The organism is Bradyrhizobium cenepequi (assembly GCF_020329485.1).
GTDB classification, from domain to species: Bacteria; Pseudomonadota; Alphaproteobacteria; order Rhizobiales; family Xanthobacteraceae; genus Bradyrhizobium; species Bradyrhizobium cenepequi.
Genome location: NZ_JAGKJI010000063.1, coordinates 1 through 23,214 on the forward strand (window position 1 = coordinate 1; position 23,214 = coordinate 23,214).

The 23,214-nt window shown below is 64.3% G+C and carries 23 protein-coding genes; 6 read left to right on the top strand and 17 right to left on the bottom strand.

Annotated features, from left to right (window positions below; all coding sequences use genetic code 11):
* A partial coding sequence (locus J6497_RS42250) for a Na+ dependent nucleoside transporter N-terminal domain-containing protein (RefSeq protein WP_376708325.1) occupies positions 1 to 281 on the bottom strand: 281 nt, incomplete at its 3' end.
* Between J6497_RS42250 and J6497_RS35770 the strand changes: the two genes are divergently transcribed.
* A complete protein-coding gene (locus J6497_RS35770) occupies positions 280 to 1,503 on the top strand; it encodes an MFS transporter (RefSeq protein ID WP_225708937.1) in 1,224 nt (407 codons plus the stop codon). The genes J6497_RS42250 and J6497_RS35770 overlap by 2 nt on opposite strands.
* Positions 1,504 to 1,649: 146 nt before the next feature.
* Here the strand turns inward: J6497_RS35770 and J6497_RS35775 are convergent, their stop codons facing one another.
* The 8 genes from J6497_RS35775 to J6497_RS35810 form a co-directional block, all read right to left on the bottom strand.
* Entirely contained in the window at positions 1,650 to 2,408 is a 759-nt protein-coding gene (locus J6497_RS35775; RefSeq protein ID WP_225708905.1) for an SDR family oxidoreductase, read from the bottom strand.
* 11 nt (positions 2,409 to 2,419) lie between these two features.
* The gene (locus J6497_RS35780) at positions 2,420 to 3,181 is read right to left on the bottom strand and encodes a proteasome-type protease (RefSeq protein ID WP_225708906.1); all 762 of its coding nucleotides are present in this window, start codon (positions 3,179 to 3,181) and stop codon (positions 2,420 to 2,422) included.
* Positions 3,182 to 3,356: 175 nt separating this feature from the next.
* Complete coding sequence (locus J6497_RS35785; protein WP_225708907.1) at positions 3,357 to 3,782, bottom strand: carboxymuconolactone decarboxylase family protein; 426 nt, start codon at positions 3,780 to 3,782, stop codon at positions 3,357 to 3,359.
* Between the two features lie 66 nt (positions 3,783 to 3,848).
* Positions 3,849 to 4,691: an alpha/beta fold hydrolase gene (locus tag J6497_RS35790; protein WP_225708908.1), complete on the bottom strand. Its 843-nt coding sequence runs from the start codon at positions 4,689 to 4,691 to the stop codon at positions 3,849 to 3,851.
* A 58-nt stretch (positions 4,692 to 4,749) separates the two neighbouring features.
* Positions 4,750 to 5,964, bottom strand: a complete 1,215-nt coding sequence (locus J6497_RS35795; protein ID WP_225708909.1) for an acyl-CoA dehydrogenase family protein — start codon at positions 5,962 to 5,964, stop codon at positions 4,750 to 4,752.
* A 128-nt stretch (positions 5,965 to 6,092) separates the two neighbouring features.
* Positions 6,093 to 6,935, bottom strand: coding sequence for a transglutaminase family protein (locus tag J6497_RS35800; protein ID WP_225708910.1), 843 nt, complete (start codon positions 6,933 to 6,935; stop codon positions 6,093 to 6,095).
* A gap of 30 nt (positions 6,936 to 6,965) precedes the next feature.
* Entirely contained in the window at positions 6,966 to 7,910 is a 945-nt protein-coding gene (locus J6497_RS35805; protein ID WP_225708911.1) for an alpha-E domain-containing protein, read from the bottom strand.
* Between the two features lie 188 nt (positions 7,911 to 8,098).
* Positions 8,099 to 9,520 carry a circularly permuted type 2 ATP-grasp protein gene (locus J6497_RS35810; protein WP_225708912.1) on the bottom strand — a complete coding sequence of 474 codons (1,422 nt, stop codon included), beginning with the start codon at positions 9,518 to 9,520 and terminating at the stop codon, positions 8,099 to 8,101.
* Positions 9,521 to 9,745: 225 nt separating this feature from the next.
* Here J6497_RS35810 and J6497_RS35815 point away from each other — a divergent pair, with 225 nt between their 5' ends.
* The 3 genes from J6497_RS35815 to J6497_RS35825 all read left to right on the top strand — a co-directional run bounded on the left by J6497_RS35815 (position 9,746) and on the right by J6497_RS35825 (position 11,851).
* The gene (locus J6497_RS35815; protein ID WP_225708913.1) at positions 9,746 to 10,483 is read left to right on the top strand and encodes a competence/damage-inducible protein A; all 738 of its coding nucleotides are present in this window, start codon (positions 9,746 to 9,748) and stop codon (positions 10,481 to 10,483) included.
* A gap of 41 nt (positions 10,484 to 10,524) precedes the next feature.
* Positions 10,525 to 11,049, top strand: coding sequence for a xanthine phosphoribosyltransferase (gpt, locus tag J6497_RS35820; protein WP_225708914.1), 525 nt, complete (start codon positions 10,525 to 10,527; stop codon positions 11,047 to 11,049).
* 157 nt (positions 11,050 to 11,206) lie between these two features.
* Positions 11,207 to 11,851 carry a hypothetical protein gene (locus tag J6497_RS35825; protein WP_225708915.1) on the top strand — a complete coding sequence of 215 codons (645 nt, stop codon included), beginning with the start codon at positions 11,207 to 11,209 and terminating at the stop codon, positions 11,849 to 11,851.
* Positions 11,852 to 11,955: 104 nt separating this feature from the next.
* Here the strand turns inward: J6497_RS35825 and J6497_RS35830 are convergent, their stop codons facing one another.
* Positions 11,956 to 12,978 carry a methionine synthase gene (locus J6497_RS35830; protein ID WP_225708916.1) on the bottom strand — a complete coding sequence of 341 codons (1,023 nt, stop codon included), beginning with the start codon at positions 12,976 to 12,978 and terminating at the stop codon, positions 11,956 to 11,958.
* Positions 12,979 to 13,082: 104 nt separating this feature from the next.
* Here J6497_RS35830 and J6497_RS35835 point away from each other — a divergent pair, with 104 nt between their 5' ends.
* Together J6497_RS35835 and J6497_RS35840 are read left to right on the top strand one after the other, a co-directional pair.
* Complete coding sequence (locus J6497_RS35835) at positions 13,083 to 13,691, top strand: 2-hydroxychromene-2-carboxylate isomerase (protein WP_225708917.1); 609 nt, start codon at positions 13,083 to 13,085, stop codon at positions 13,689 to 13,691.
* A complete protein-coding gene (locus tag J6497_RS35840; RefSeq protein WP_225708918.1) occupies positions 13,691 to 14,665 on the top strand; it encodes an NADPH:quinone oxidoreductase family protein in 975 nt (324 codons plus the stop codon). The genes J6497_RS35835 and J6497_RS35840 overlap by 1 nt, the downstream gene beginning before the upstream one ends.
* A 94-nt stretch (positions 14,666 to 14,759) precedes the next feature.
* Here J6497_RS35840 and J6497_RS35845 read toward each other — a convergent pair whose 3' ends face one another.
* The 7 genes from J6497_RS35845 to J6497_RS35875 all read right to left on the bottom strand — a co-directional run bounded on the left by J6497_RS35845 (position 14,760) and on the right by J6497_RS35875 (position 23,093).
* Complete coding sequence (locus J6497_RS35845; RefSeq protein WP_225708919.1) at positions 14,760 to 15,179, bottom strand: hypothetical protein; 420 nt, start codon at positions 15,177 to 15,179, stop codon at positions 14,760 to 14,762.
* A 135-nt stretch (positions 15,180 to 15,314) separates the two neighbouring features.
* On the bottom strand, positions 15,315 to 15,974 hold the full coding sequence (locus tag J6497_RS35850) for an esterase/lipase family protein (RefSeq protein ID WP_225708920.1): 660 nt from the start codon (positions 15,972 to 15,974) through the stop codon (positions 15,315 to 15,317).
* A gap of 81 nt (positions 15,975 to 16,055) precedes the next feature.
* Complete coding sequence (locus J6497_RS35855) at positions 16,056 to 16,946, bottom strand: crotonase/enoyl-CoA hydratase family protein (RefSeq protein ID WP_225708921.1); 891 nt, start codon at positions 16,944 to 16,946, stop codon at positions 16,056 to 16,058.
* 164 nt (positions 16,947 to 17,110) lie between these two features.
* Positions 17,111 to 18,532, bottom strand: a complete 1,422-nt coding sequence (locus J6497_RS35860; RefSeq protein WP_225708922.1) for an amidase — start codon at positions 18,530 to 18,532, stop codon at positions 17,111 to 17,113.
* Positions 18,525 to 19,697: a M20 aminoacylase family protein gene (locus J6497_RS35865; RefSeq protein WP_225708923.1), complete on the bottom strand. Its 1,173-nt coding sequence runs from the start codon at positions 19,695 to 19,697 to the stop codon at positions 18,525 to 18,527. Before J6497_RS35865 ends, J6497_RS35860 begins: the two co-directional genes overlap by 8 nt.
* 7 nt (positions 19,698 to 19,704) lie before the next feature.
* The gene (locus J6497_RS35870; protein WP_225708924.1) at positions 19,705 to 21,228 is read right to left on the bottom strand and encodes a M81 family metallopeptidase; all 1,524 of its coding nucleotides are present in this window, start codon (positions 21,226 to 21,228) and stop codon (positions 19,705 to 19,707) included.
* Positions 21,229 to 21,452: 224 nt separating this feature from the next.
* Positions 21,453 to 23,093, bottom strand: a complete 1,641-nt coding sequence (locus J6497_RS35875) for an ABC transporter ATP-binding protein (RefSeq protein WP_225708925.1) — start codon at positions 23,091 to 23,093, stop codon at positions 21,453 to 21,455.
* Positions 23,094 to 23,214: the final 121 nt, after the last annotated feature.

Sequence of the window (23,214 nt, forward strand, 5' to 3'; positions counted from 1 at the left end):
GCGCCGAAAGCGGATGCCACCAGCGGCACCTTGATCAGCACCAGCGCGGTGACCAGTGTCACTATTAGTCCGACGACCGCCTGCCGGATCGATACCGCGCGTCGTTTTTCGCTGAACGCCCAGGCGATCGCCAGCAGCGCCACCACGCCGAACGCCGATTGCAGTTGTAACATTCCACAAAACTCCCGAACGATTATGGCAGCACGATCTGCAAGTGCAATGCCGCTCCGTTTTGCGGCGACCATTGACAAGCACGCCGAGGTCGGCCACGGCTCGCCCATGTCCTCGTCAACGCCGGCCCGTGCCCGCGATCTGCTGGCGCATGGGCCCTTCCTGCTGTTCCTGTCATCGCGAAGCTTGTCGCGGTTCTCGAGCCAGATTGGCGCGGTCGCGATCGGCTGGCAGGTCTACGATCTCACGGGCAGCGCCTTCGACCTCGGCATGGTCGGTCTGGTCCAGTTTCTGCCGACCGCGCTGCTGGTTTTCGTGGCCGGCCATGCGGCCGACCGGTTCGACCGCCGGCGGGTCATGCAGCTCTGCCAACTCGGACAGGCGCTCACTGCGCTCTACCTCGGGTGGAGCACCTATGCCGGAGTTCTTGGCGAGGTACAGATCTTCGTTGCCACCTTCGTGCTCGGGATCGCCGGCGCGTTCGAGAGCCCGGCGACGGCGGCGCTGTTGCCGTTGATTGCGCCGCGTGGCGCATTGCAGCGCGCGACCGCGGTTTCGAGCGGCGCCGCGCAGCTCGCGACCATCGCCGGGCCCGCGCTGGGCGGTCTCGCTTATGTAGTCACGCCGAGCCTGGCCTACGCAGTCATGGTGCTGTTCTGGCTGCTCGGCGCGGTCCTGACCGGTGGCATCCGCGCCGCGCCACAGGCGCAGGCCACCGAAGGTGCCACCTCAAACGATCTCTACGCCGGCGTGCGGTTCGTCCGCAGCAATCCCGCGATCCTCGGCACGATCTCGCTCGACCTGTTCGCGGTGCTGTTCGGAGGCGTCACCGCGCTGCTGCCGATCTATGCGCGCGATATTTTGCAGACGGGACCGCTGGGCCTCGGCATTCTGCGCGCCGCGCCTGCGATCGGCGCCTTGATGATGACGGCCTATCTCGCGCGCCACACCATCAACCATCATGTCGGCATGCGCATGTTCCAGGCGGTGATCGTGTTCGGCGTGGCGACGGTGGCGTTCGCCGTCTCGCAGTGGATGTGGCTGTCGGTACTGGCACTCGCGATTCTCGGCGCCGCCGACACCGTGAGTGTGGTGATCCGTTTTGCGCTGGTGCAACTCTCGACGCCCGACGAGATGCGCGGGCGCGTGGGCGCCGTGAACTTCCTGTTCATCAACGCTTCTAACCAGCTCGGTCAGTTCGAAAGTGGCGTCACCGCGGCGCTGCTTGGCGCGGCGCCCGCGGCCGTGTTCGGCGGCGTCGCCACAGTCGCCATTGCGCTATTGTGGATGAAATTATTCCCGGCGCTGCGGAAGGTGGAGCGGCTGGAGTAGGGAGCACCGCCGTCATTGCGAGCCACCGGGTCGGCGCGAAGCGCCGCCCGATGACAGGCTCCGCGAAGCAATCCATTTCGTCGCTTGCGGAGATATGGATTGCTTCGTCGCTGCGCTCCTCGCCATGACGGCTGAGGGTGTGGAGCCTATCCCCGTCCCACGAATGGCATCTTGCTCGCCATCACCGTCATGAACAGCACGTTGGCATCGAGCGGCAGGCCCGCCATGTAGGCGACGGCGTCGCCGACGGCCTTCGCGTCCATCCGCGGCTCCGGCATTTTGCGGCCGTCGGGCTGCAGCACGCCATCGACCATGCGGTCGGTCATTGGGGTTGCGGCATTACCAATGTCGACCTGGCCGACTGCGATGTCGTACATGCGGCCATCGAGATTGGATGCCTTGGTCAGGCCGGTGATCGCATGCTTGGTCGCGGTGTAGGCAGCGGAGAACGGCCGCGGCGCGTGCGCCGAGATCGAGCCGTTGTTGATGATGCGCCCGCCGCGCGGGGTCTGGTCCTTCATGATGCGAAAGGCGTGCTGGGTGCACAGGAAGGGGCCGGTGAGGTTGGTGTTCACCACCGCCTGCCATTGCGCCAGCGGCAAGTCCTCGAAATTCACCGGCGGCGCGCCCATGCCGGCATTGTTGAAGAGCACATCGAGCCGGCCATATGTGTCCGTCACCTTGGCGAACAGGGCCGCGATCGAGGCGGGATCGGTCATGTCGGCCTGCACGCACAGGCTCTTGCTGACGTCGCCGCCCAGCTTCCGCGTCTCCTGCAGCGGCTCCAGCCGGCGGCCGGCCAGCACCACGATGAAGCCGGCATTGATCAGCGCCAGCGATGCGGCGCGTCCGACGCCGGTTCCGGCGCCGGTGACCACAGCTATTCTCTTTTCTGCCTCGGCCATCGTTTCCTTCCTTATTGTTTCTTGGTTTCGGTTTCGGTCTTGTACGGCGGTCTCGGGATATTCTGATGCGCCGCGCGCAGCGCCGCCGACCAGCGCGAGCGGAGATCGTGGAAATAGGGTTCGCCTGCCTCGATCCGGTGATTGAGGTCGGCCTCGCAGACGTCGTTGCGCACCACCAGCACGTCGATCGGCAGGCCGACGCCGAGGTTGGAGCGCATGGTTGAATCCATCGAGATCAATCCGGTCTTCAGCGCCTCATAGAGCTCGACGTCGTAATGCATGGCGCGGTCGAGCACGGGCTTGCCGTATTTGTGCTCGCCGATTTGCAGGTAAGGCGTATCAGTGGTGCATTCGATGAAGTTGCCGGCGGTGTAGATCATGAACAGCCGCATCCGCGAGCCCTTGATCTGGCCGCCGAACAGGAACGAGACGTCGAAGGAGACGTCTTCCGATCTCAGCGCTTCGCCCTCGGTCGCGTGCACCGCGCGGATCGCGCGGCCGATGCGCTGCGCAGCCTGGAACATGGTCGGCGCGTTCAGGAGCGTCTCGACCTCGCCGGTCTCAGGATCCTCCATGCCTTCCGTCAGCGTCGACAGCACCGACTGGCTGATGGCGAGATTGCCGGCGCTGGCGACCGCCATGATCCGCTCGCCGGGCTGGGCGAAGATGTGCAGTTTGCGGAAAGTTGAGACATTGTCGAGACCGGCATTGGTGCGGGTGTCGGCGATCATGACGAGGCCGTCGCGCACCAGGATTCCGCAACAATAGGTCATTTCCGTCCCCGAAAGTCCGAACGTCTCGGCGCCAAACTAGTAGCCAATTTCGCCGTCGCATCCAACCCCAATTCCCCGGGGAACGGCGTGCGTTCAGACAAGGGATCGTGGCAGGGGTGCGGAAGCGCGATCGCCGCGCTCTTACGGCATGGCCCGCTGAACCGGGGCCACGCGGTCACAATTCCGGAGTTCGTCCCGCTGCTGCATCGACGAGGAACGCCTCGTCCACGGGCACGCCCAAGGCGGTGACCAGCCGGTTCGTCTCGGCGGCCATGCCGACGATCGCCAGCATTTCCTGATATTCGGCCTCGGTCATGCCCTTCGCGCGGGCGCTGGCGGTGTGCGAATGAATGCAGTAGCTGCAGCCATGGGCAATCGAGACGGCGACGTAGAGCATCTCCTTGACCTTCGGATCGAGCGCTCCCGGAGCCATCACTTCCTTGATGCTTTCCCAGGTTCGACGCAGGGTCTTTGGATCATGCGCGAGCGCGCGCCAGAAATTGTTGACGAAGTCCGACTTCCGCGTGTTGCGGATATCCTCGAAAACGGCGCGCGCTTCCGCCGAGAGTTCGTCGTCCGAAAGCAGTTTCACGGTTGCCATGGCTTGTCTCGCTGTTCCGGTCTGAGGCAACAGCGATCATAGCACGACCCGGCCGGGCCGTTCTGATCAGGAGCTCAAGAAATCGAGCAGCGCTGCGTTGAACAGCACGGGATCCTGCAGGAACGCGAAGTGGCTGACATTGGGAAGGATGAGCAGGCCGGCGCCCGGAATGGTCGCCGCCATGTATTCGGTGTGCTCGCGCTTGATGCCTTCGTCATATTGGCCGTCCGCGATCAGCACGGGGGTCCGGATCGTGCGCAACTGTTCGTCGGTCCAGTTCGGCTGGGTCTCCCACATCTTCTCGATCTGGTGCAGGAACTGGTCGAATTCCTTCGGCGTCGGCGAGAGGCGCTCATACTCGGTCTTTGCGCGTGCGATGAACTGCGCAAAGGTCGGGTCCTTGTCGACATCCGGTTTCAGGCCCGACGTCTGGGTGTTGGCGCCGAACGCGAACACGCGACTGACCCGATCGGGATGCCGCATCGCCATATCCAATCCAATGATGGCGCCGTCGCTCCAGCCGACGATCGCCGCGCGCGGAATCTGCAGATGATCGAGCAGCGCGACGACATCATCGGTCATCAGATCATATCCAAAGGGTTGCGCGTTGCGCGTGCTGCGGCCATGGCCGCGGCTGTCGACAAGAATGACGCGATGTCGGCGCACGATATCAGGCACCTGCAGACCGAAGTAATCGGAGTTGGAAAGCCCGCCATGGAGAAAGACCACCGGGCTTCCTTCGCCGAGTTCGACGTGAAACAGGCTGATGCCATTCACCTGCGCTCGCGCGCTGCGCCCTGCGACCGGCGCCGGCGTCGCGGGCAGGCTCCGCCACCGCTCGGCTGCGGCGGCGTAGCCGAGCGGCGCCAGGCTGGCGAGAGCGGCGATAACAAAGTGACGTCGGTCCATGTCCATGGTCAATGCGCGCGTCTGGAGGCCGACAGCTATTCCGCCTAGCCTGCCACCATCATGTCTGTCCGGCATCCTTTGCCGAGCGTGCCAGGAGCAGCTTGCCGCCAGCGACATATTGCCTTTGCTGCGTATGGGCGTGCTGGGCGGCGGCGTGCATGTCGCGCAAGCGCCGCTGCAGCGGCGACGACTCGTAGACGGCGCTGGCTCCGGCGAGCGCGAAACAGGCGTCGACCACCCGAACGCAGCTGGTTGTGATCCAGATTGCGGCCTGCGTTGCCTCGACATGAATGCTTTCATCATTAAGCGTTCCCGCCAAGGCGCGATGCCAGATCTCTGCGGTCTGCGCTTCGAAAAAGGCATGTGCCGCCCTGAGGTCGGCGGAAATGCGGCCAAGCTCAAGCTGGAACGCCTCGGACTCCCGCATCGGCGTGGCGGCCCGGAACTGCTGCCGCCCCGTTTGCGCCAGCGCCACCAATTCGTCCACGGCGCCCTCGGCTATTCCGACGGAGACTGCAGCGTGAAACATCGGCAGCAACGGCAGCACCTTGGGATACAGCGGGCCTGGCACACAGGGCACGCCGCCTTCGACATCGAAGAAGTTGGCCTCGGGGATCAGCTCATCGCGCAGCACAATGTGGTGGCTGCCGGTTCCCTTGAGACCGACCGCATGCCAGGTGTCCTCGATCTCCCAATCCTGCGCGGGCAACGCAACGCCGCGAACCAGCGGCTGCCCGTGCGGACCGACGACCGGGTCGCCGCTGTCGTTGGTGATGATGCAGAATCCCGCCATCCACTCGGCATGCTTGCAGCCGCTCGCGAAGGGCCATCGGCCGCTGACCCGGAAGCCGCCCGGCGCGGGTTGGGCCAGTCCGGCCGGCTGCCCGGATCCGCAGAGGGATACGTCCGGTCCATTCCGATAGATGCGTTCGTAAGTTTCGCGTCTTTGCAAGGTCACGAAAATGCTGCCGCCGCTGCTGGCCATTGCGATCCAACCGATCGACCCGTCAAGCCGGGCAAGAGCCCTGATGACCTCCACCCCCTCCGGAAAGGCCAGTTCCAGTCCGCCATGGCTTCTTGGCACGCAGATCCGGAAGACACCGATCGATTTGAGCCGATCGATCAGGTCTGGCGGGACGCAGCGTGCGGCTTCGATCTCGGCGGCGCGAGCCGTGATCTCGGGAGCCAATTTCCGGATGCCGTCGAGCACGGTCTTGTTGCTATCCGGTGCCGTCAGCGAACGAAGGTCACGAAATCGGTCTTGATGGAGCATCTGTCTCGACCTCTCTTGCCGTAAAGGTGTCGCACAAGAGAATGGAGACGTGGCGCTACCGCATGGTTTCAACGAGGTCGCTCTTGATTACGGCTGTAACGCAGCCAGAGCGTCTTCGAGCGAAGTGATCACTGCGACTGCGATTGCCACTGGCCGGGACGACGGCCGGCGTGCTCAACCTTGACTGCAACGGCGAGCGTCTCGGTGCCGCCGCCATAACGGGTGCCGCGCACGGGAGCAGCGCCGAGATAATCGAGGCCGACGGCGACGCGGGCGTGGGCATCGGTGGTGCAGATGCCGTTGGCGGCATCGAAACCGATCCAGCCGAGATTGGGCACATAGGCTTCCGCCCAGGCGTGGCCGGCGGCCTGGTTGACCGTGCCGTCGGAACGGAAGAAATGGCCGGAGACGAAGCGGGCCGGTACGCCGCCGGAGCGCGCGCAGGTGATGAAGATGTGCGCGTAGTCCTGGCATACGCCGCGCTTCAGCGCGAAGGCCTCCGCCGCCGTGGTGCCGCTGTTGGTCGGGTCCTCGTCGAAGGCCATGCCCTCGTAGATCTGCACCGTCAGCGCATGCAGGAAGCCGAGCACGTCGCCATCGGCCTCCGAGCGCAACTCGCGGGTGAAGGCTGCCATTGCCGGATTGACCTCGGTCAGCGCGGTCGAGCGCAGGAACAGGCTCGGCGGAAAGCGTTCGTCGGTGCCGCGCAGCACGCCGCCGGTGTCCTGGGTCTCGATCTGTCCCTCGCAATAAATGGCGAGATCGGCGAGCGCGCCGTGAGTCAGCACATGCGTGACATTGCCGAACGCATCCTCATGCGTGTCGAGCCTGGAGTCGGTCGAGGCGTCGATCTGCCACCCGGCGACATACTGCCCGTCATGGCTTGTCGGCGTCATCCGGAGGATCTGGATCACGCCGGAAGCCGGGGGATCGTAGCGATAGGTCGTGGTGTGGGCAATTTGCAGGCGCATGGCCTTGGTCCTGACTCGAGGGCAGTAGCCCTATAGCAGATATTGCTTGGTGATGATCTCACCCAGGCGCGAATTATCTGCAATGAATTCCTGGATGAATTCATGCACGCCGTGCTGGAAGATGTCGTCCATATGGCTGTGCTCAAGTCTGTTGCGGATGCCGCGGGCGTGGCGCTGCGCGGCGCCCTGGCGGCCATAGGCGACGCCGATTTGATCGAGGTTGCGCACGAGGTTGCCGTAGCAGCTTGCAAGCGACCGCGGCAGCGTGTCGTTGAGGATCAACAGGTCCGCGATCAGCCAAGGCTTGAGCGTCTCGCGATAGACCCAGTGATAGGCCGTCAGTGCCGACACCGAGCGCAGGATCGAGGTCCACTGGTAGTAGTCGAGCGGGCCGCCGACATGCTCCTCCTCGGGCAGCAGTACGTGATATTTGACGTCGAGGATACGCGCGGTGTTGTCGGCGCGCTCCAGATGCAGTCCTAGCCGCGAGAACCAATAGGCATCGTTGCGCAGCATGGTCCGATAGGCGGAGCCATCGAAGCGGAGCGACGTCTCCTGCACGAAGCGCAGGAATTTGGCCAGATCCTCCCGGCTCCCGGTGCCCTTCGACCAGACCGCCTGCAGTTCGATCCAGGCCGCGTTGATGGTGTCCCACATCTCGCCGGTCAGCGCAGTGCGCACCGAGCGTGCATTGAGCCTGGCCGCCTCGATGCAATTCCTGATCGAGGAAGGATTCTCGGTGGCGAACGACAGGTATTCGACGACGTTCTGCTCGTTGGCTTCCTGGTAGTGATCATAAAAACTCTGGCCGACGCCGGCGGTCAGCAGCGCCGAGTCCCATTCATTGGTCTTGCCGATATAGGCCGCCGGCAGCGCCGTGACACGCAAAGTGGCGTCGATGGTACGCGCGAGATATTCCGCGCGCTCGATATAGCGGGCGAGCCAGTACAGATTTTCGGCGGTGCGCGACAGCATGCGAAAGCCCTCACAAAACGCGGCATGCACAAATGCACTCCCTCCCCCTGAAAGGGGGAGGGTTGGGGTGGGGGTTGGCCGCGCGGAGAGAGGACCCCCACCCGGCGCTACGCGCCGACCTCTCCCTTTCAGGGGGAGGTGAGGTTGGTAAAGGGGGGAGGGAGTGCATTTGTACGCCCAGCTTCAAATCACTCATCCAGTATCCAGGTGTCCTTGGTGCCGCCGCCCTGGCTGGAATTGACCACGAGCGAGCCTTCCTTCAGCGCCACCCGCGTCAGCCCGCCCGGTACGATGGTGACGTGCTCGCTGCCGGTCAGCACGAACGGGCGCAGATCGACATGGCGCGGCGCCAGCCCCTTGTCGGTGCATGTCGGGCAGGTCGACAGCGCCAATGTCGGCTGGGCGATGAAGCCTTCGGGTTCGCGCTTGAGCTTGTCGCGGAAGGCCTCGATGGTCGCTTTCGTCGCGGCGGGCCCGATCAGCATGCCGTAGCCGCCGGAGCCGTGCACTTCCTTCACGACGAGGTCGTCGAGATTGTCGAGCACATAGGCGAGATCCTGCGGCTCACGGCAGCGCCAAGTCTGCACGTTCTTCAGGATCGGCTCCTCGGAGAGATAGAATTTCACGATGTCGGGCATGTAGGAATAGATCGCCTTATCGTCGGCGATCCCGGTCCCGACCGCGTTGGCAAGCGTGATGTTGCCGGCGGCATAGGCCGACATGAGCCCGGGCACGCCAAGCGCGGAGTCCGGGCGGAAGGTGAGAGGATCGAGGAAGTCGTCATCGACGCGGCGGTAGATCACGTCGACGCGTTTCAGGCCCTCGGTCGTGCGCATGAACACTTCATCGTTCTTGACGATGAGGTCGCGCCCTTCGACCAGCTCGATGCCAAGCTTGTCAGCAAGGAAGGAGTGCTCGTAATAGGCAGAATTGTAGATGCCGGGTGTCATCAGCGCCACGGTCGGCTCAGCGGCGGCACCGCGCGGCGCGACCGAGCGCAGCGCCGCCAGCAGCTCGTCCGGGTAACGTTCGACCGGCGCGACGCGGTGGCGGGCGAACAGGTCCGGAAACAGCCGCATCATGATCTCGCGGTTTTCCAGCATGTAGGACACGCCCGATGGCGTACGCGCATTGTCCTCCAGCACGATGAAGTTTTCCGGATCGGTCCGGATGATGTCGATGCCGGCGATATGCACATAGACGTCGTGCGGCACGTCCTGACCGTTCATCTCCGGGCGGAAGACCGGGTTCTGGAAGATCAGATCTTCCGGGATGATGTTGGCGCGCAGGATGTCGCGGCCGTGATAGATGTCGCGCAGGAACAAATTGAGGGCAAGCACGCGCTGCTTCAGCCCCTTTTCCAAGAGCGCCCATTCCTTGGCGGACAGGATGCGTGGGATCACGTCGAAGGGGATCAGCCGCTCCTGGGCTTCGGCGTCGCCATAGACTGCGAAGGTGATGCCGATCCGGCGGAACAGGAGCTCCGCCTCCTGGCGGCGATATTCCAGCGCATCCGGGGGCGTCTCCTTCAGCCAGCGGGAGAGCTCCTGGTAGGCCTGGCGGATTTCGATGCCGCCATGGCCGTTCATCTCATCGAATGCAACTGCCATAAATCCTGACTGTCCTCCCAAGCCATGCGGCACAGTGCATGACTTGACGGGATGGTAGCAAGGGGCGGGCCAGCGGGATATGCATTGGCTGGCGACATTTGGTATGGGTGTCTCAAGGGGCTGCTCGAAAAATCGGCTGCCGCCTGCTTATTTCGGCAGCAAAGACCCGCGACTTCACGGCGCTGCATCGACAGGGCCTGGGCGGAAAAGGGTGAGGAAGAGACCATGAGCGAGATCGTCACGGCGGGCCTTCTGGTGATCGGCGATGAGATCCTGTCCGGCCGGACCAAGGACAAGAATATCGGCTTCATCGCCGAATACCTGACCAATATCGGCATCGACCTGAAGGAAGTGCGTGTCGTCGCCGACGATGAGGACGAGATTGTCGCCGCCCTGAATGCGCTGCGCCACCGCTATAGCTATGTCTTCACCACCGGCGGCATCGGCCCGACCCATGACGACATTACCGCCGATGCCGTGGCAAAGGCGTTCAGCGTCGGCATCGATCACCACCCGGAAGTAGTGGCGCGCTTCCGCGAGCGCTGGAGCGACCAGGACCTGAACGAGGCGCGGTTGCGGATGGCGCGCATCCCCGACGGGGCCGACCTGATCCAGAGCGCGACCATCCTCGCGCCCGGCTTCAAGCTCAGCAATGTCATCGTGATGGCGGGCATACCGACGATCATGCAGGCGATGATGGATATCGTTGCGCCGCGCCTGAAATCGGGCGCGCGAATGCTGTCCGATTCAATCCGCGCCAATGCGCGGGAAGGCGACATTGGCGGACCCTTAAGGGAGATCGCCATGGCCCATCCCGACACCATCATCGGCAGCTATCCGTTCATGGACGAAGAGCAGCGGCCGAACACCAATCTGGTGGTCCGCTCGCGAGATCCCGATAAGCTCGCAGCCGCAATGACCGCGGTGAAGGAGATGCTGGCGAACCTGCAGGTTACTCGCTAAAGCGGCGCAGAAGCACTGCAGAAGGATTTTTGGAGAGACAGATGGCGGCGGATACGACCCTCAGCGCGCAGGAGCGGGCAGGCAAGGCCTTCCCGGTCTCCTGGGACCAGTTCCATCGGGACTGCCGGGCGCTGACCTGGCGGCTCAACGAGGTCGGCCCGTTCAAGGCGGTGATCGCGATCACCCGCGGCGGCCTGGTGCCGGCGGCGATCGTGGCGCGCGAGCTTGGCGTGCGCGTCATCGACACCGTCTGCGTTGCAAGCTACGACCACACCAAGCAGGGTGATCTTCAGGTCCTGAAGGGCATTTCAGAGCAAACCGCCAAACTCGGCGGCGGTACCGGTAAGGGGCTTCTGATCATCGACGACCTCGTCGACACCGGCAAGACCGGCAAGATGGTGCGCGAGATGATGCCCGATGCCCATTTCGCCACCGTGTATGCCAAGCCAAAGGGCCGACCGCTGGTGGACACCTTCATCACCGAGGTGTCCCAGGACACCTGGATTTTCTTCCCCTGGGACACCGCGCTCTCCTTCCAGCCCCCGATTCGCGACGGCGCGGCGTAGCTCTTACCTCGCCCCGCTGGCGGGAGAGGTCGGATCGCATCGAAGATGCGATCCGGGTGAGGGGACTCTCCGCGAATACATATGTGTCAGTGTTCGCGGACGGAGCCCCTCATCCCGACCTTCTCCCCGTGAAGGACGGGGAGAAGGAGAACCACCAATGCCCCTGCAGAACCGCGTCACGCCAACGGGCGAGATCGTCGCCACGCCGCGCCGTGGGCTGTTCACCGGCAATCGCGGCATCATCCATGATCCCGCCACCAAGACGCTGCTGAAAAAGCGCTGGTCGAGCCCGGCGTGGCTGACTTGTGTGTGCGAATTCCGCGGCCGGCGCCGCAAGGTGATGGGCGGGCGAAGCTGGACCGAATTGTTCTTCCTCGACGAAGCGACCGCGCTCGCCGCTGGCCATCGCCCCTGCTTCTTCTGCCGCCGCGACGATGCCAATCACTTTCGTGCCGCTTGGGAACGGGGCAATGGCGTCGACAATCTCCGCGCGCGCGAGATCGACGCGGTGCTTCACCGCGAGCGCCTCGACCGCGGCAGGAAGCGGCTGCACCCGCTGCCGGCGCCGTTTGCGAAACTGCCCGACGGCGCGATGGTGCAGGCCGGTCAAGAGAGCTATTTGATCATGAACGGCGAGCCGCTGCGCTGGTCATTCGCCGGCTATTCGCGCAGCGAGATCGACGCGAATGCCGCGATGCTGCTGACGCCGCCATCAACGGTTCGCGCCCTCGCGGCCGGTTATCAGCCGGTGCTTCATCCGAGCGTGATGCAACTCGTAGCCCGGGTGGAGCGGAACGCGTAACCCGGGACACCTGCGTCGGCGTTTGCGAGTGGTCCCGGGTTACGCTGGCGCTTCACCCGGGCTACGGTACTTAATCATTCAACCTTGAACAGAAGCGTTCGACATCAGCCGAGCCGCTGCCGCGCCAGCGCAGCACCCGCGCCGAGCGCCATCAGCTTGGCTTCCGCGACGTCGCGCCGCATCGGTGCCATGCCGCAATTGGTCGTCGCGATGATGTTGCTCTTCGGCACGAATTTCGAGACCGCCTCGATCACGCTGGCCACGTCCTCCGCGGTCTCGACGATGTCGCTCGCGACATCGATCACGCCGGCCTGGACGATCTTGCCCGGCAGCAGCGCAAGCAGTTCGAGCGGCACTTTCGAGTTGCGGCATTCGATTGCGACCTGCTGGATCGCGCTCTTGTCGATCACCGGGAACGTCTCTTCGTATTGCCGCCACTCGCTGCCCAGCGTCTCTTTCCAGTCGGTGTTGGCCTTAATGCCGTAGCCGTAGCAGATGTGCACGGCGGTGTCGCAGGTCAGCCCCTCCGCGGCGCGCTCCAGAGCCTTGATGCCCCAGTCGCGGACCTCGTCCATGTAGACATTGAAGGCGGGCTCGTCGAACTGGATCATGTCGACGCCATCGGCCTCGAGCGCCTTCGCCTCCTCGTTCAGGAGCTCGGCAAACGCGAACGCCATCTTGACGCGGTCGCCGTAATATTTGTCGGCGATGGTGTCGATGATGGTCATCGGGCCGGGCAGGGTGAATTTCAGCTTGCGCGTGGTGTGGGTGCGGGCGACGCGGGCTTCATCCGCATGGACGCGGCCCTTGAGCCGCAAGGGCGCCACCACCTGCGGCACCATGGCCTTATAGCGGTCCTTGCGGATACCCATCTCGATCTTGTGGGCGAAATCGATGCCCTCGACCTTCTCCAGGAAGCCGTGGACGAAATGCTGCCGTGCCTGCTCGCCCTCGGTGATGAGATCGATCCCGGCATCCTCCTGCAGCTTCAACGCCAACAGAGTTGCGTCGCGCTTGGCGCGCGCAAGCTCGTCGCCTTGCGACTTCCAGGGCGCCCACAGCGTGTTAGGTTCGGCCAACCATTCCGGCTTCGGCAAGGAGCCTGCAATCGTGGTCGGAAACAGCATGTCTGGCCTCCCTCGGTTCGGATTGAGCGCCTGTCTGCCATGTCTTATGCTGGATGGCGAGCCCCGCTGAAACAAGAAATTGCAGACTTTAGGGAAATGCCGCCATGATCGAGTTCTTCTTCGACTGCTCCAGCCCCTGGACCTATCTCGCGTTCCACAACATCCAGCCGCTGGCAAAGGAGTTCGGCGCCGAGATCTCCTGGCGGCCGATCCTGGTCGGCGGCATCTTCAATACTGTCAATCCGAGCGTCTATGCCTCGCGCGAAACGCCGGTGCCGCTGAAGGCGCGCTACATGACGAAGGACCTCGCCGACTGGGCGCGCTCGGCGGGCCTTGCGATCAAGATGCCGCCGAGTGTGTTTCCGGTGAACAGCGTCAAGGCGATGCGCGGTTGCATTTGGCTCGGCAATGAGAAGATGGTGCCGTTCGCGCGCGCGGTGTTCGAGGCCTATTGGGGCGAGGACAAGGATATTTCGCAGGATGCGGTGCTGACCGGGATCTGCAACAAGATCGGCATCGACCCGGCAAAATTCTTCGCCGGCGTCAGTGAGCAGGCGATCAAGGACCAGCTCAAGGCCAATACCGATGAAGTGATGGCGCGCGGCGGCTTCGGCTCGCCGACCATCTTCATCGACAAGACCGACATGTATTTCGGCAACGACCGCTTGCCGCTGATCCGCGAGGCGCTGGCGCGCAAGAAGCAGGCGGCCTGATGCCCAGGGCCGTGGTCTGCCGCGAGCTCGGCCCGCCCGAGCTGTTGCGGCTGGAAACGTTCGCACCCGTGCCGCTGAAGCCGGGCGAGGTGCGCATCGCGATCCGCGCTGCGGGGATCAACTTCCCGGATGTGCTGATGACTGCCGGAGAGTATCAGCTCAAGCCGCCATTGCCGTTCACGCCGGGCATGGAAGCTGCCGGCGATGTAATCGAGGCGAACGACGGCGGTGGCGTCAAAGTCGGCGACAAGGTGATCGTGAAGATGCGTTACGGCGCCTTCAGCGACGAGGCGGTGGCCGCACCGTCGCAGCTCACGCCGCTGCCATCGACATTCGATTACGCGGAAGGAGCGACCTTCCTCGCCGCGCACGGCACCGCCTATCATGCGCTGATCGATCGCGGCCAACTCAGGCACGGCGAGGTGCTGCTGGTGCATGGCGCCGGCGGCGGCGTGGGGTTGGCCGCAGTCGAAGTCGGCAAGCTGCTCGGCGCCGTCGTGATCGCGGCGGCATCCAGCGAGGAGAAGCTTGCGATCGCGAAGGCGAGGGGAGCGGACCATCTCGTACTCTATGCGTGTGAGCCGTTTCGCGATGCCGTGAAGCGCATCACCGATGGTGGCGGCGCCGATGTCGTGTTCGATCCTGTCGGCGGCGAGGTGTTCGAGAACTCGATGCGCTGCATCAACTGGGGCGCGCGGCTGCTCGTCATCGGCTTCACCGGCGGCATCGGGCTTGCCCGCACCAATCTCTTGATGATCAAGGGCGCCAGCGTGCTCGGCATTCGCGCCGGCGAAGCCGTGCGCCGCAATCCGGCGTTGGGCGAGGTGCGCCTCAAGGCGCTGACCGAATGGGCGGAAGCCGGCAAGGTGCGCCCGAACATCTCGCATCGCCTGCTGCTGGAGGACTATGCGAAGGCGATGCGCCTGTTGCTGGAGCGCAAGGCAATCGGCCGCGTGGCGTTGGTGATGGATTAGCCGTCATTGCGAGCGAAGCGAAGCAATCCATTTCTCCGCTTGCGGCGCGATGGATTGCTTCGTCGCGGCGCTCCTCGCAATGACGGTCTCATCGTCACTTGCCGGCCTGCGCGTAGCCGAGGCACGTTCGCACAATCTGGCCGCAGACGGCATCCCGCGCGTCGCCGATGTCGGTATTCCCGGCATATTGCACCTCTGCGACCTTGCCGCCGACGAAGCGGAGCTGCACACGGCAATAGCCGTTCAAAGGCTGGCCGCCGATGTTCAGCCCGGGCGGGATCGTGAGGGCCGGTGGTGCGACACCGCCGGGCGCGCTGGCGGCGTGCTCGTACATCCAGATTTCGCCGGTGCCGTCCTTGGCGGTTCCAGTCGGCAGGCCCGCGCACATTCTGATATTTGATTGATTAAGTCCGATCAGGCTTTCCCTGCCGCGTCGCGCCCATTCGGCGTCCCGTTCGGCACAGCCGGCGAGGACGAGGGGTGCCAGAACAAGCATCCGCAGGCGAGGTCGCATCGGTACCGATTCAATAGCCGGATTTGTACCGACGATATCGCGTTGCGAATTTGCGTTGCAGTGGAACGGCAGGCTTGTCTCCATGCACGCGCGGCATGGATCAAAAAACGAGGTGGCGCGTTATCAACGCCCACTTTACGAACCCACCTCGAATCTTCCCTCCTGAAGGAACGCAATCGTCTGCGCGATGGCTTCGTTGCTGCGCACCAGCCACGGATGTGACGTGCGCACGACAATATGATCGATCATGCCTTCCAGCTTCGTGTTCGCGACCGACACACGTCCGTCATGTGGCCGCGGCAGGAAGGCCGACGCGACCGGGTAGATCGAGCGGTTCCCTGCGATGATGCCGACCGGATAGTCGATCGGCGGCAACAGCGCCATGGTCGCGGCATCGCGCAGCGTGCCGAGCTGCTGTCCCGCAGGGCCGAAGAAGGCACGGTACAGCACGACGTGCTTCAAGCGGTCCGCGATCTCGCTGCCGCCATTCGGCGTGCCCAGCATCACCACGCGGCCGAGATTGGGCGGCCGGTATTTGGCGAGATAGACCCGTGCCAATAGTCCGCCTATGGAATGACAGACGAAGTGCACTTGGCCGTCGAGTCGGCCAGCAAGATGGTCAATCGCGGGATGAATATCTTCGGCCAACGCCTCGAGCGCTTTGCGGCGGCTGGCGTAGTCGAGATTGAGCGTCGCATATCCGACGCGCTCAACCGCGCGCTCCATTCTGCGAAACGAACGCGCGGTCCGGCTGATGCCGTGCAAGAGAACGACGCCATCCCGTAGGGTGCACAAAGGCGCGTCGGCACCGTGCCCACCATCAACACTCCGCTGGGATTGGTGGGCACGCTCCGCTTTGCCCACCCTACGGCCCTCTCACTTGTATTCGCGCTCCTGCCACCACGGGAAATAGTCGGGCATGTCGGAAGAGACCTTGTTCTTGAACTGCGCCGGGCGCTTCTCCAGGAACGAGACCACGCCTTCCTTGACGTCCTCCGAGCGGCCGCGGGCATAGATGCCGCGGCTGTCCACCTTGTGCGCTTCCATCGGATCGTCGGCGCCAAGCATGCGCCACATCATCTGACGGATCAGCGCCACCGAGACCGGCGCGGTCTTGGCGGCGATCTCCTTTGCCAGTGCGCGGGCGGTCGGCAACAGCTCCTCCGGCGGCACCACCTTGCTGACGAGACGGCCGGCAAGCGCCTCTTGCGCCGGAAAGACGCGGCCGGTGTAGCACCACTCCAGGGCCTGCGCGATGCCGACAATGCGCGGCAGGAACCAGCTCGAGGCCGCCTCCGGCACGATGCCGCGCTGGGAGAACACGAAGCCGAAGCGCGCGGCGTCAGAGGCGATGCGGATATCCATCGCAAGCTGCATGGTGACCCCGATGCCGACCGCAGGCCCGTTCACCGCCGCGATCACCGGCTTGAGGGACTTGAAGATGCGCAGCGTTACCTGGCCGCCGCCATCGCGCACATTGGGGTCGCTGTAGTCGACTTCGCCGCTCGGCAGGCGCTTCACCGGCCCGCGCCGCGCATCGCGATCGAAGGTGTTGGCGCCGGAAGAGAGGTCAGCGCCGGCGCAGAAGGCGCGGCCTTCGCCGGTGACGATGATGGCGCGGATGCCGTCGTCCTTGTCGGCGGCGTCGAAGGCGTCGATCAATTCCTGCTGCATCGTCGCGTTGAAGGCGTTGAGCTTGTCCGGGCGGTTCAGCGTGATCGTGAGGATCTGCTCGGCGACCTCGTATTTGATCGTCTCATACGCCATGGAGTGGTTTCCTTCCTTGTGTCTGTTTGTTGTCTATCTCTAGCACGTCATTCCGGGGCGCGCGCAAGCGCGAGCCCGGAATCCATAACCACGCCAGCGCGCGTGGATACATGGATTCCGGGCCTGGCCCTTCGGGCCATCCCGGAATGACGATGCGAGATACTTTATTTCTCAGGCGGCTGCGGCCAGGGCCGCTGCGGGCCGCGCAGGGCCTCGAATGCCTTGCCCATGGCGAGCACGCCGATATCGTCGAAGCGGCGGCCGATGATCTGCACGCCGATCGGAAAGCCCTTTTTGTCGTAGCCGCCGTTGATCGACAGTGCCGGGTTCTCCGACATATTCCACGGCACCGTATAGCAGATGTGTTCGAACGGCTTGTCGCGATCGTTGAGCGGCGCGGCAAGCTCGGCGGCAAAGTTCACGACCGGCGAGACCGGCGAGATGATGTAGTCGAAATCGCAGAACAGTTTGGCGGCGGCCGCACGGATCGCCATGGTCTGGTTGAAGCCGCGGATGACGTCCACGCCCGAAAGCTTTGCGCCGGCTTCGCCCCACTTGTAGATATAGGGCAGCACCTTGCCGCGCTCTTCCGCTGACAGTTTCGACAGATCGTCCCACATCCGCGCGCGCCAGAAATTGTCGAGACCATCGAGCATGTCCCGCGTGAAGAAGCCGTCGACCTCGGTGACGACGGCGCCTGCGGATTCGAAGGCTTTCGCTGCCTTCACCACGACGTCGCGCACTTCCTTCTCGAGTGCCTGCCCGACGTCGAGATCGAGCATCAGGCCGAAGCGCATCTTGCGCGGCGACTTCTCCAGCGTTTTCCAGTTGATCTCATGCGCCGGCAAGCTCATGCCGTCGCGGCGGTCGGGGCGTGATAGCACGCTCATCATCAGCACGGCGTCATCGACGATGCGGGTCATCGGCCCCGCGACGCGGCCGACATAGGGCGGATCGATCGGAACGCGCCCGAGGCTCGGCTTCAGCGCGACCAGGCCACACCAGCAAGCGGGCAGGCGCACCGAGCCGCCGATGTCGGTGCCGAGATGCAGCGGACCATAGCCGGCTGCACCGGCTGCGCCCGCGCCGGCGCTCGAGCCGCCGGGATTCTTGCTGAGATCCCAGGGATTGCGGGTGAGGGGATGGAACGAGGAAAGGCCAGACGACAGCATGCCGTAATCCGGCATCGTGGTCTTGGCGAAGATCACTGCGCCGGCCTCGCGCAAGCGCGCGGCGGGAGGAGCATCCTTCTCCGCCGGCACGTGCTTGACGCTGGCGGCGCCCAGCGGCACCGGCTGACCTTTGGTGGCGATATTGTCCTTGATCGTGACCGGCACACCATCGAGCGTGCCCATTGGCTCACCGGCCTGCCAGCGGTCGGTGGAGGCCTTGGCCACCGCGCGTGCGCCGTCCGGGTCGTAGAGATAGAGGGCTCTGATGTGCGGCTCCCATCGCGCGACATGCGCGATCACCTCGTCCAGCACCTCCAGCGGCGAGAACTGCTTGGCGCGGTAGCCCGCGAGCAGGTCGGTTGCAGAAAGGTCGTGCAGCGAGGTGACGGCTTCTTCGGGGGGTGGCTTATGCATGGGCACCTACCGGCAAACGGGTCTCGATGATGCGCGCGAACATGCTGGCGCCGATCGGCAGGATCTTGTCGTCGAGGACATAGCCGGGATTGTGCACCGGCACCGAGCCGTCATGGCCGACCCAGAAATAGGCACCGGGCACCGCCATCATCATGTCGGCGAAATCCTCGCTGCCCATCTTCGGCTGCGAGCGGGTGATGACCTTTGACGGATCGACGATGGTGCGCGCGACCTGCTCGACGACCCTGGACTGTTCTTCCTGGTTGATGAGCACGCTGAAAATGTCGCGGATGTCGACGGTGATCTCGACCTGGAAAGTCACCGCAATGCCGGCGCAGATCGCGCGCATGCGCTCGCGGATCAGCGCCCGCACCTCGTCGGAGAATGCGCGCACGGTGCCGCACAGCTTCGCATCGCCGGGGATGACATTATAGGCCGAGCCCGAGTGGATCTGCGTGATCGACAACACCGCTGCCTGCAGCGGATCGACGTTGCGGCTGACGATGGTCTGCAGCGCCTGGCCGAGCGTCATCGCGATCACGACGGCATCCTTGGAGCGCTCCGGCATCGCACCATGCGCGCCATAGCCCTGGATGGTGATGTCGAAGAAATCGGCGCCGGCCATCGCCGGCCCCGGCAGGATCGCGACCTCGCCATGGTTCAGGTCGGGCGCATTGTGCAGGCCATAGACCTCGTCGCAGGGAAACTTGTCGAACAGCCCGTCCTTGATCATGGCGCGGGCGCCGCCGAGGCCTTCCTCGGCCGGCTGGAAGATGAAATGCACCGTACCCTCAAAGTTGCGGGTTTCGGCGAGATAGCGCGCACTGCCGAGCAGCATGGTGGTATGGCCGTCATGGCCGCAGCCATGGAAGCGGCCGGGAATGGTCGAGCGCCATTTCAGGTTGGTGTTTTCCTCCATCGGCAGCGCATCCATGTCGGCACGCAAGCCGATGCGCTTGCCGCCGTTGCCCTTGCCCTTGAGCACGCCGACCACGCCGGTGCCGCCGAGGCCGCGATGCACCTCGATGCCCCAGCTCGTGAGCTTCTCGGCGACGATGCCGGAGGTGCGGACCTCCTCGAAGCCGATCTCGGGATGGGCATGGAAATCCCGACGGATCACCGTGAGTTCGTCGGCAAAGCCTTCGATGCGTTCGATGGTGGGCATTGGGTCCTTATCCGGTTGCACGTGATTTGCTGGCAGGCGTGAAGGCGGGGCCGTTCGGCTTGATGCGGATCCCCGGTCGCAATTTGGTCCACGGCAGCGAGGCAGTGTCGGCCGGCATCGCGCCGGGGGCGGCGCAGATCAAAAGCGTTTCCGCGATCGGCTCGAAATCGGCGCGGAAATGCACCGAGCTCTTGTTGACGAGGATCGTCTGCCTGGTCGGCTCGATGCCGACATAGCGGTACATCGCCTGGTCCGCGAGCTGCGCCTTGTGCGAGCTGACGACCACACGGACGTCACCGATGCGCAGGCACGCGGATGGCCCCATGTCCATGTCGCGGCCGCCATAATAGGGGCCGGGCGCTACGAACTTTCCATCCGAGAGCTGTTCGACGACGAAGGTTTCCTTGTAGGGCGCATCATCAGGGATGCCCGACTTGCCGCCGAGCGCGAGCGTCACGGTGGCGCCGACGCCCGCGGCGTGCGCGGCCTTCGCCGACTCGGGATCGTAGATCACGCCCGTTGCGGCGCGCGTGGCATTATTTCGCACCAGCGCCCGCAGCATGCCTGTGGTGTCGGAATCGCCGCCGGCGCCGGGATTATCCTGTGTGTCTGCGATGACGATCGGTCTGGTCGCGGTCTTCGCCAATTCCATCGCATAGCGCACGCCGTCGTCGGGCGAATAGATGCAGCCGTCGAAATCGTCCTCATGGCCTGCGATCAGCGTGGCAAGCTTGTCGGCGGCGGCATCGGCGTCGGCCTGGGTCCGGCCGTAAGCGAACACGCTCGGCCCGCAATGTTCGAAATCGGCTGCGGGAAAACCCGGCGCAAACGACAGGGTCGGCACCGCATCGCCCTCCATCGCGGCGAGCTTCTCGTAGATGCCTTTGGTCGGCTGATCATTGGTGCATTGCCAGCTGATCGGGATCAGGAACGGCAATTGCCGGAACGCCTTGGCGAAGCGCTGCCTGGTCTTCAGCAGCAGCGCCAGATGCCTTGCGGACGCGCGGCCGGTATCGGCCATGTCGACGTGAGGGTAGGTGCGGTAGGCGATCAGCGCATCCGCATGCTCGACCATCTCAGGCGTGACGTTGGCGTGCAGATCGAGGCTCGCGACCAGCGGCAGGTCCTTACCGATCACCTTGCGCACGCGGCGTAAGATCTCGCCTTCGCCGTCGTCGAGATGTTCGGTCACCATCGCGCCGTGCAGGTCGAGATAGACGGCATCGAGCGGACCCGCATTGGCGATGCCGTCGACCATCTCCTTCACGATGCGCTCGAACGCATCTTCGGTCACATGCGCCGACGGGCTCGCGCCGCAGGAGATCGTCGGGATCAGGTCCCAGCCACTGGCTTCGGCCGCCTCGACGAAGCCGGCAAGTCCGACATTGATCTTCCGCATCACCTTCAGCACGTCTGCGCCATGCGCCATCGATGGCCAGCCGCCGCCATGCACGAAATCATCATAGGTCGCTTTGGTGGGCGCAAAGGTATTGGTCTCGTGCAGGAAGCCGCCGACGGCGATGCGGGTCATTGATCAGGGTCTCGGAAAGGAGTTCGTGGGGCGCGACGTTAAGCGTGTCGCTGCGGCCAGCGCAAGCCGTGAAGCATTCCGGATTTGCATGCCGCATGGGCGTTGGGAATTGGCTTGTGCGCCAGTTTGGCCGTCATTGCGAGCGAAGCGAAGCAATCCATGCGGCCGCTCGCGGACGCATGGATTGCTTCGTCGCTGCGCTCCTCGCAATGACGGGAAGGCGGCTACTCCGCCGCCTCAGCGACGGGGCGGAAATTGGCGAAATCCCAGCCGCGGCCGGGTGCGGCATCAAGTAGCGCCCTGGTGTAGGCCTCTTTCGGGTGAGTGAGCACTTCCGCCGCCGGCCCCTGTTCGACGACACGGCCATGCTGCATCACAACGACGTCGTCGCAGATTTGCGCCGCAACGCGCAAATCGTGAGTGATGAACAGCAGCCCAATGCCGAGCCGCTTCTGGATTTCATCCAGGAGATCCAGCACCTGCGCCTGCACGGAGACGTCGAGCGCAGACACCGCCTCATCCGCCACCAGCACCTCGGGGTCGAGCGCGAGCGCGCGCGCAATGGCGATACGCTGGCGCTGGCCGCCGGAGAACTGGTGCGGATAGCGCGAGATCGCGTCCACCGGCAGGTGCACCAGTTCGAGCAGCTCGCGCGCTTTGCTGAGTGCTTCCTTGCGCGGCATGCCGTAATTGATCGGGCCTTCCGCAATCGACTCGCCGATGGTGACGCGCGGGTTGAGCGAGCGATAGGGGTCCTGGAAGATGATCTGGATCTTCTTGCGGTGCGGCTGCAGCAGCCGCCGCGACAGTTCGGAGATTTCGCGTCCCACCAGCCGCACGCCGCCGGAAGTCGGGTCGATCAGGCGCACGATGCAGCGCGCCACCGTCGATTTGCCGGAGCCGCTTTCGCCGACGATGCCGAGCGTGCGGCCCTTGCGCAGCGTCAGCGTGACATTCTTGGCGGCCGGGACTTCGCGGGCTTTGCCGAAGAAGGAGCGCTCGCGGTAGATCTTGCAGAGCTCGTTGGCCTCCAGCACCACCGGTTCGTTGGTCTCCTGGCGTGGCGCACGCGGCACCAGGCTCGGCACCGAGGCGAGCAGGTTGCGGGTATATTCCATCAACGGATTGCGCAGGATGCCATCCAGCGGCCCACTCTCGACCAGGCGGCCATGACGCATCACCGCGACGCGGTCGGCGATCTCCGCGACCACGCCCATGTCATGGGTGATGAACAGCACCGCAGTGCCATGGTCGCGCTGCAGGTCGCGGATCAGCGTCAGGATCTGCTTCTGCGTGGTGACGTCGAGTGCGGTGGTCGGCTCGTCCGCGATCAAAAGCTTCGGTTCCAGCACCAGCGCCATCGCGATCATGATGCGTTGGCGCTGTCCGCCCGAGAGCCGGTGCGGGTAGGAGGCGAAGATGCGCTCCACGTCGGGCAGCCGCACGTGCTCCATCATCGCCAGGATCTTTCGCCGCCGCGCGCGGGCGTCGAGATCGGTATGCACGCGCAGGACTTCGTCGATCTGGCGGCCGACTGGCACCACCGGGTTGAGCGCCGTCATCGGCTCCTGGAAGATCATCGCCATCCGCGTGGCGCGCAACTGCCGCAAGCGGCGGTCGCTCGCGGTGAGCAACTCCTCGCCGACCAGCTTGACGCTACCGCCGGTCGGGATCAGCGAGCCCTTCTGCAGCAGGCCCATCACCGTGAGCGAGGTCACCGACTTGCCGGAGCCGCTTTCGCCGACCAGGCACAGCGTCTCGCGTTCCGCTACCCGCAGCGAAACGTCGTCGATGATGCGGCTTGCGCCCGGCTGCTTGCCGAGAGCGACAACGAGATTGTTGATGTCGAGGACGATGTCGGTCATGCAGTTACTCTCTCGTCACTCCGGGGCGGCCGCGAAGCGGGCGAGCCCGGAATCCATTTCTCCGCTTGCACTCGTGGCCTGATGGATTCTCTGATGTGCAATTGCACATCATAGCTCGATG

Excerpts from the sequence above, each read along its gene's own strand:
- J6497_RS35835 (WP_225708917.1), top strand. The coding sequence starts at position 13,083 with ATGATCGAGTTCTTCTTCGACTGCTCCAGCCCCTGGACCTATCTCGCG.
- J6497_RS35840 (WP_225708918.1), top strand. The coding sequence starts at position 13,691 with ATGCCCAGGGCCGTGGTCTGCCGCGAGCTCGGCCCGCCCGAGCTGTTG.
- J6497_RS35830 (WP_225708916.1), bottom strand. The coding sequence starts at position 12,978 with ATGCTGTTTCCGACCACGATTGCAGGCTCCTTGCCGAAGCCGGAATGG.
- J6497_RS35870 (WP_225708924.1), bottom strand. The coding sequence starts at position 21,228 with ATGACCCGCATCGCCGTCGGCGGCTTCCTGCACGAGACCAATACCTTT.
- J6497_RS35845 (WP_225708919.1), bottom strand. The coding sequence starts at position 15,179 with ATGCGACCTCGCCTGCGGATGCTTGTTCTGGCACCCCTCGTCCTCGCC.
- J6497_RS35865 (WP_225708923.1), bottom strand. The coding sequence starts at position 19,697 with ATGCCCACCATCGAACGCATCGAAGGCTTTGCCGACGAACTCACGGTG.
- J6497_RS35785 (WP_225708907.1), bottom strand. The coding sequence starts at position 3,782 with ATGGCAACCGTGAAACTGCTTTCGGACGACGAACTCTCGGCGGAAGCG.
- J6497_RS35825 (WP_225708915.1), top strand. The coding sequence starts at position 11,207 with ATGCCCCTGCAGAACCGCGTCACGCCAACGGGCGAGATCGTCGCCACG.
- J6497_RS35860 (WP_225708922.1), bottom strand. The coding sequence starts at position 18,532 with ATGCATAAGCCACCCCCCGAAGAAGCCGTCACCTCGCTGCACGACCTT.
- J6497_RS35810 (WP_225708912.1), bottom strand. The coding sequence starts at position 9,520 with ATGGCAGTTGCATTCGATGAGATGAACGGCCATGGCGGCATCGAAATC.
- J6497_RS35800 (WP_225708910.1), bottom strand. The coding sequence starts at position 6,935 with ATGCGCCTGCAAATTGCCCACACCACGACCTATCGCTACGATCCCCCG.
- J6497_RS35780 (WP_225708906.1), bottom strand. The coding sequence starts at position 3,181 with ATGACCTATTGTTGCGGAATCCTGGTGCGCGACGGCCTCGTCATGATC.
- J6497_RS35790 (WP_225708908.1), bottom strand. The coding sequence starts at position 4,691 with ATGGACCGACGTCACTTTGTTATCGCCGCTCTCGCCAGCCTGGCGCCG.
- J6497_RS35875 (WP_225708925.1), bottom strand. The coding sequence starts at position 23,093 with ATGACCGACATCGTCCTCGACATCAACAATCTCGTTGTCGCTCTCGGC.
- J6497_RS35795 (WP_225708909.1), bottom strand. The coding sequence starts at position 5,964 with ATGCTCCATCAAGACCGATTTCGTGACCTTCGTTCGCTGACGGCACCG.
- J6497_RS35770 (WP_225708937.1), top strand. The coding sequence starts at position 280 with ATGTCCTCGTCAACGCCGGCCCGTGCCCGCGATCTGCTGGCGCATGGG.
- J6497_RS35815 (WP_225708913.1), top strand. The coding sequence starts at position 9,746 with ATGAGCGAGATCGTCACGGCGGGCCTTCTGGTGATCGGCGATGAGATC.
- J6497_RS35855 (WP_225708921.1), bottom strand. The coding sequence starts at position 16,946 with ATGGCGTATGAGACGATCAAATACGAGGTCGCCGAGCAGATCCTCACG.
- J6497_RS35805 (WP_225708911.1), bottom strand. The coding sequence starts at position 7,910 with ATGCTGTCGCGCACCGCCGAAAATCTGTACTGGCTCGCCCGCTATATC.
- J6497_RS35775 (WP_225708905.1), bottom strand. The coding sequence starts at position 2,408 with ATGGCCGAGGCAGAAAAGAGAATAGCTGTGGTCACCGGCGCCGGAACC.
- gpt (WP_225708914.1), top strand. The coding sequence starts at position 10,525 with ATGGCGGCGGATACGACCCTCAGCGCGCAGGAGCGGGCAGGCAAGGCC.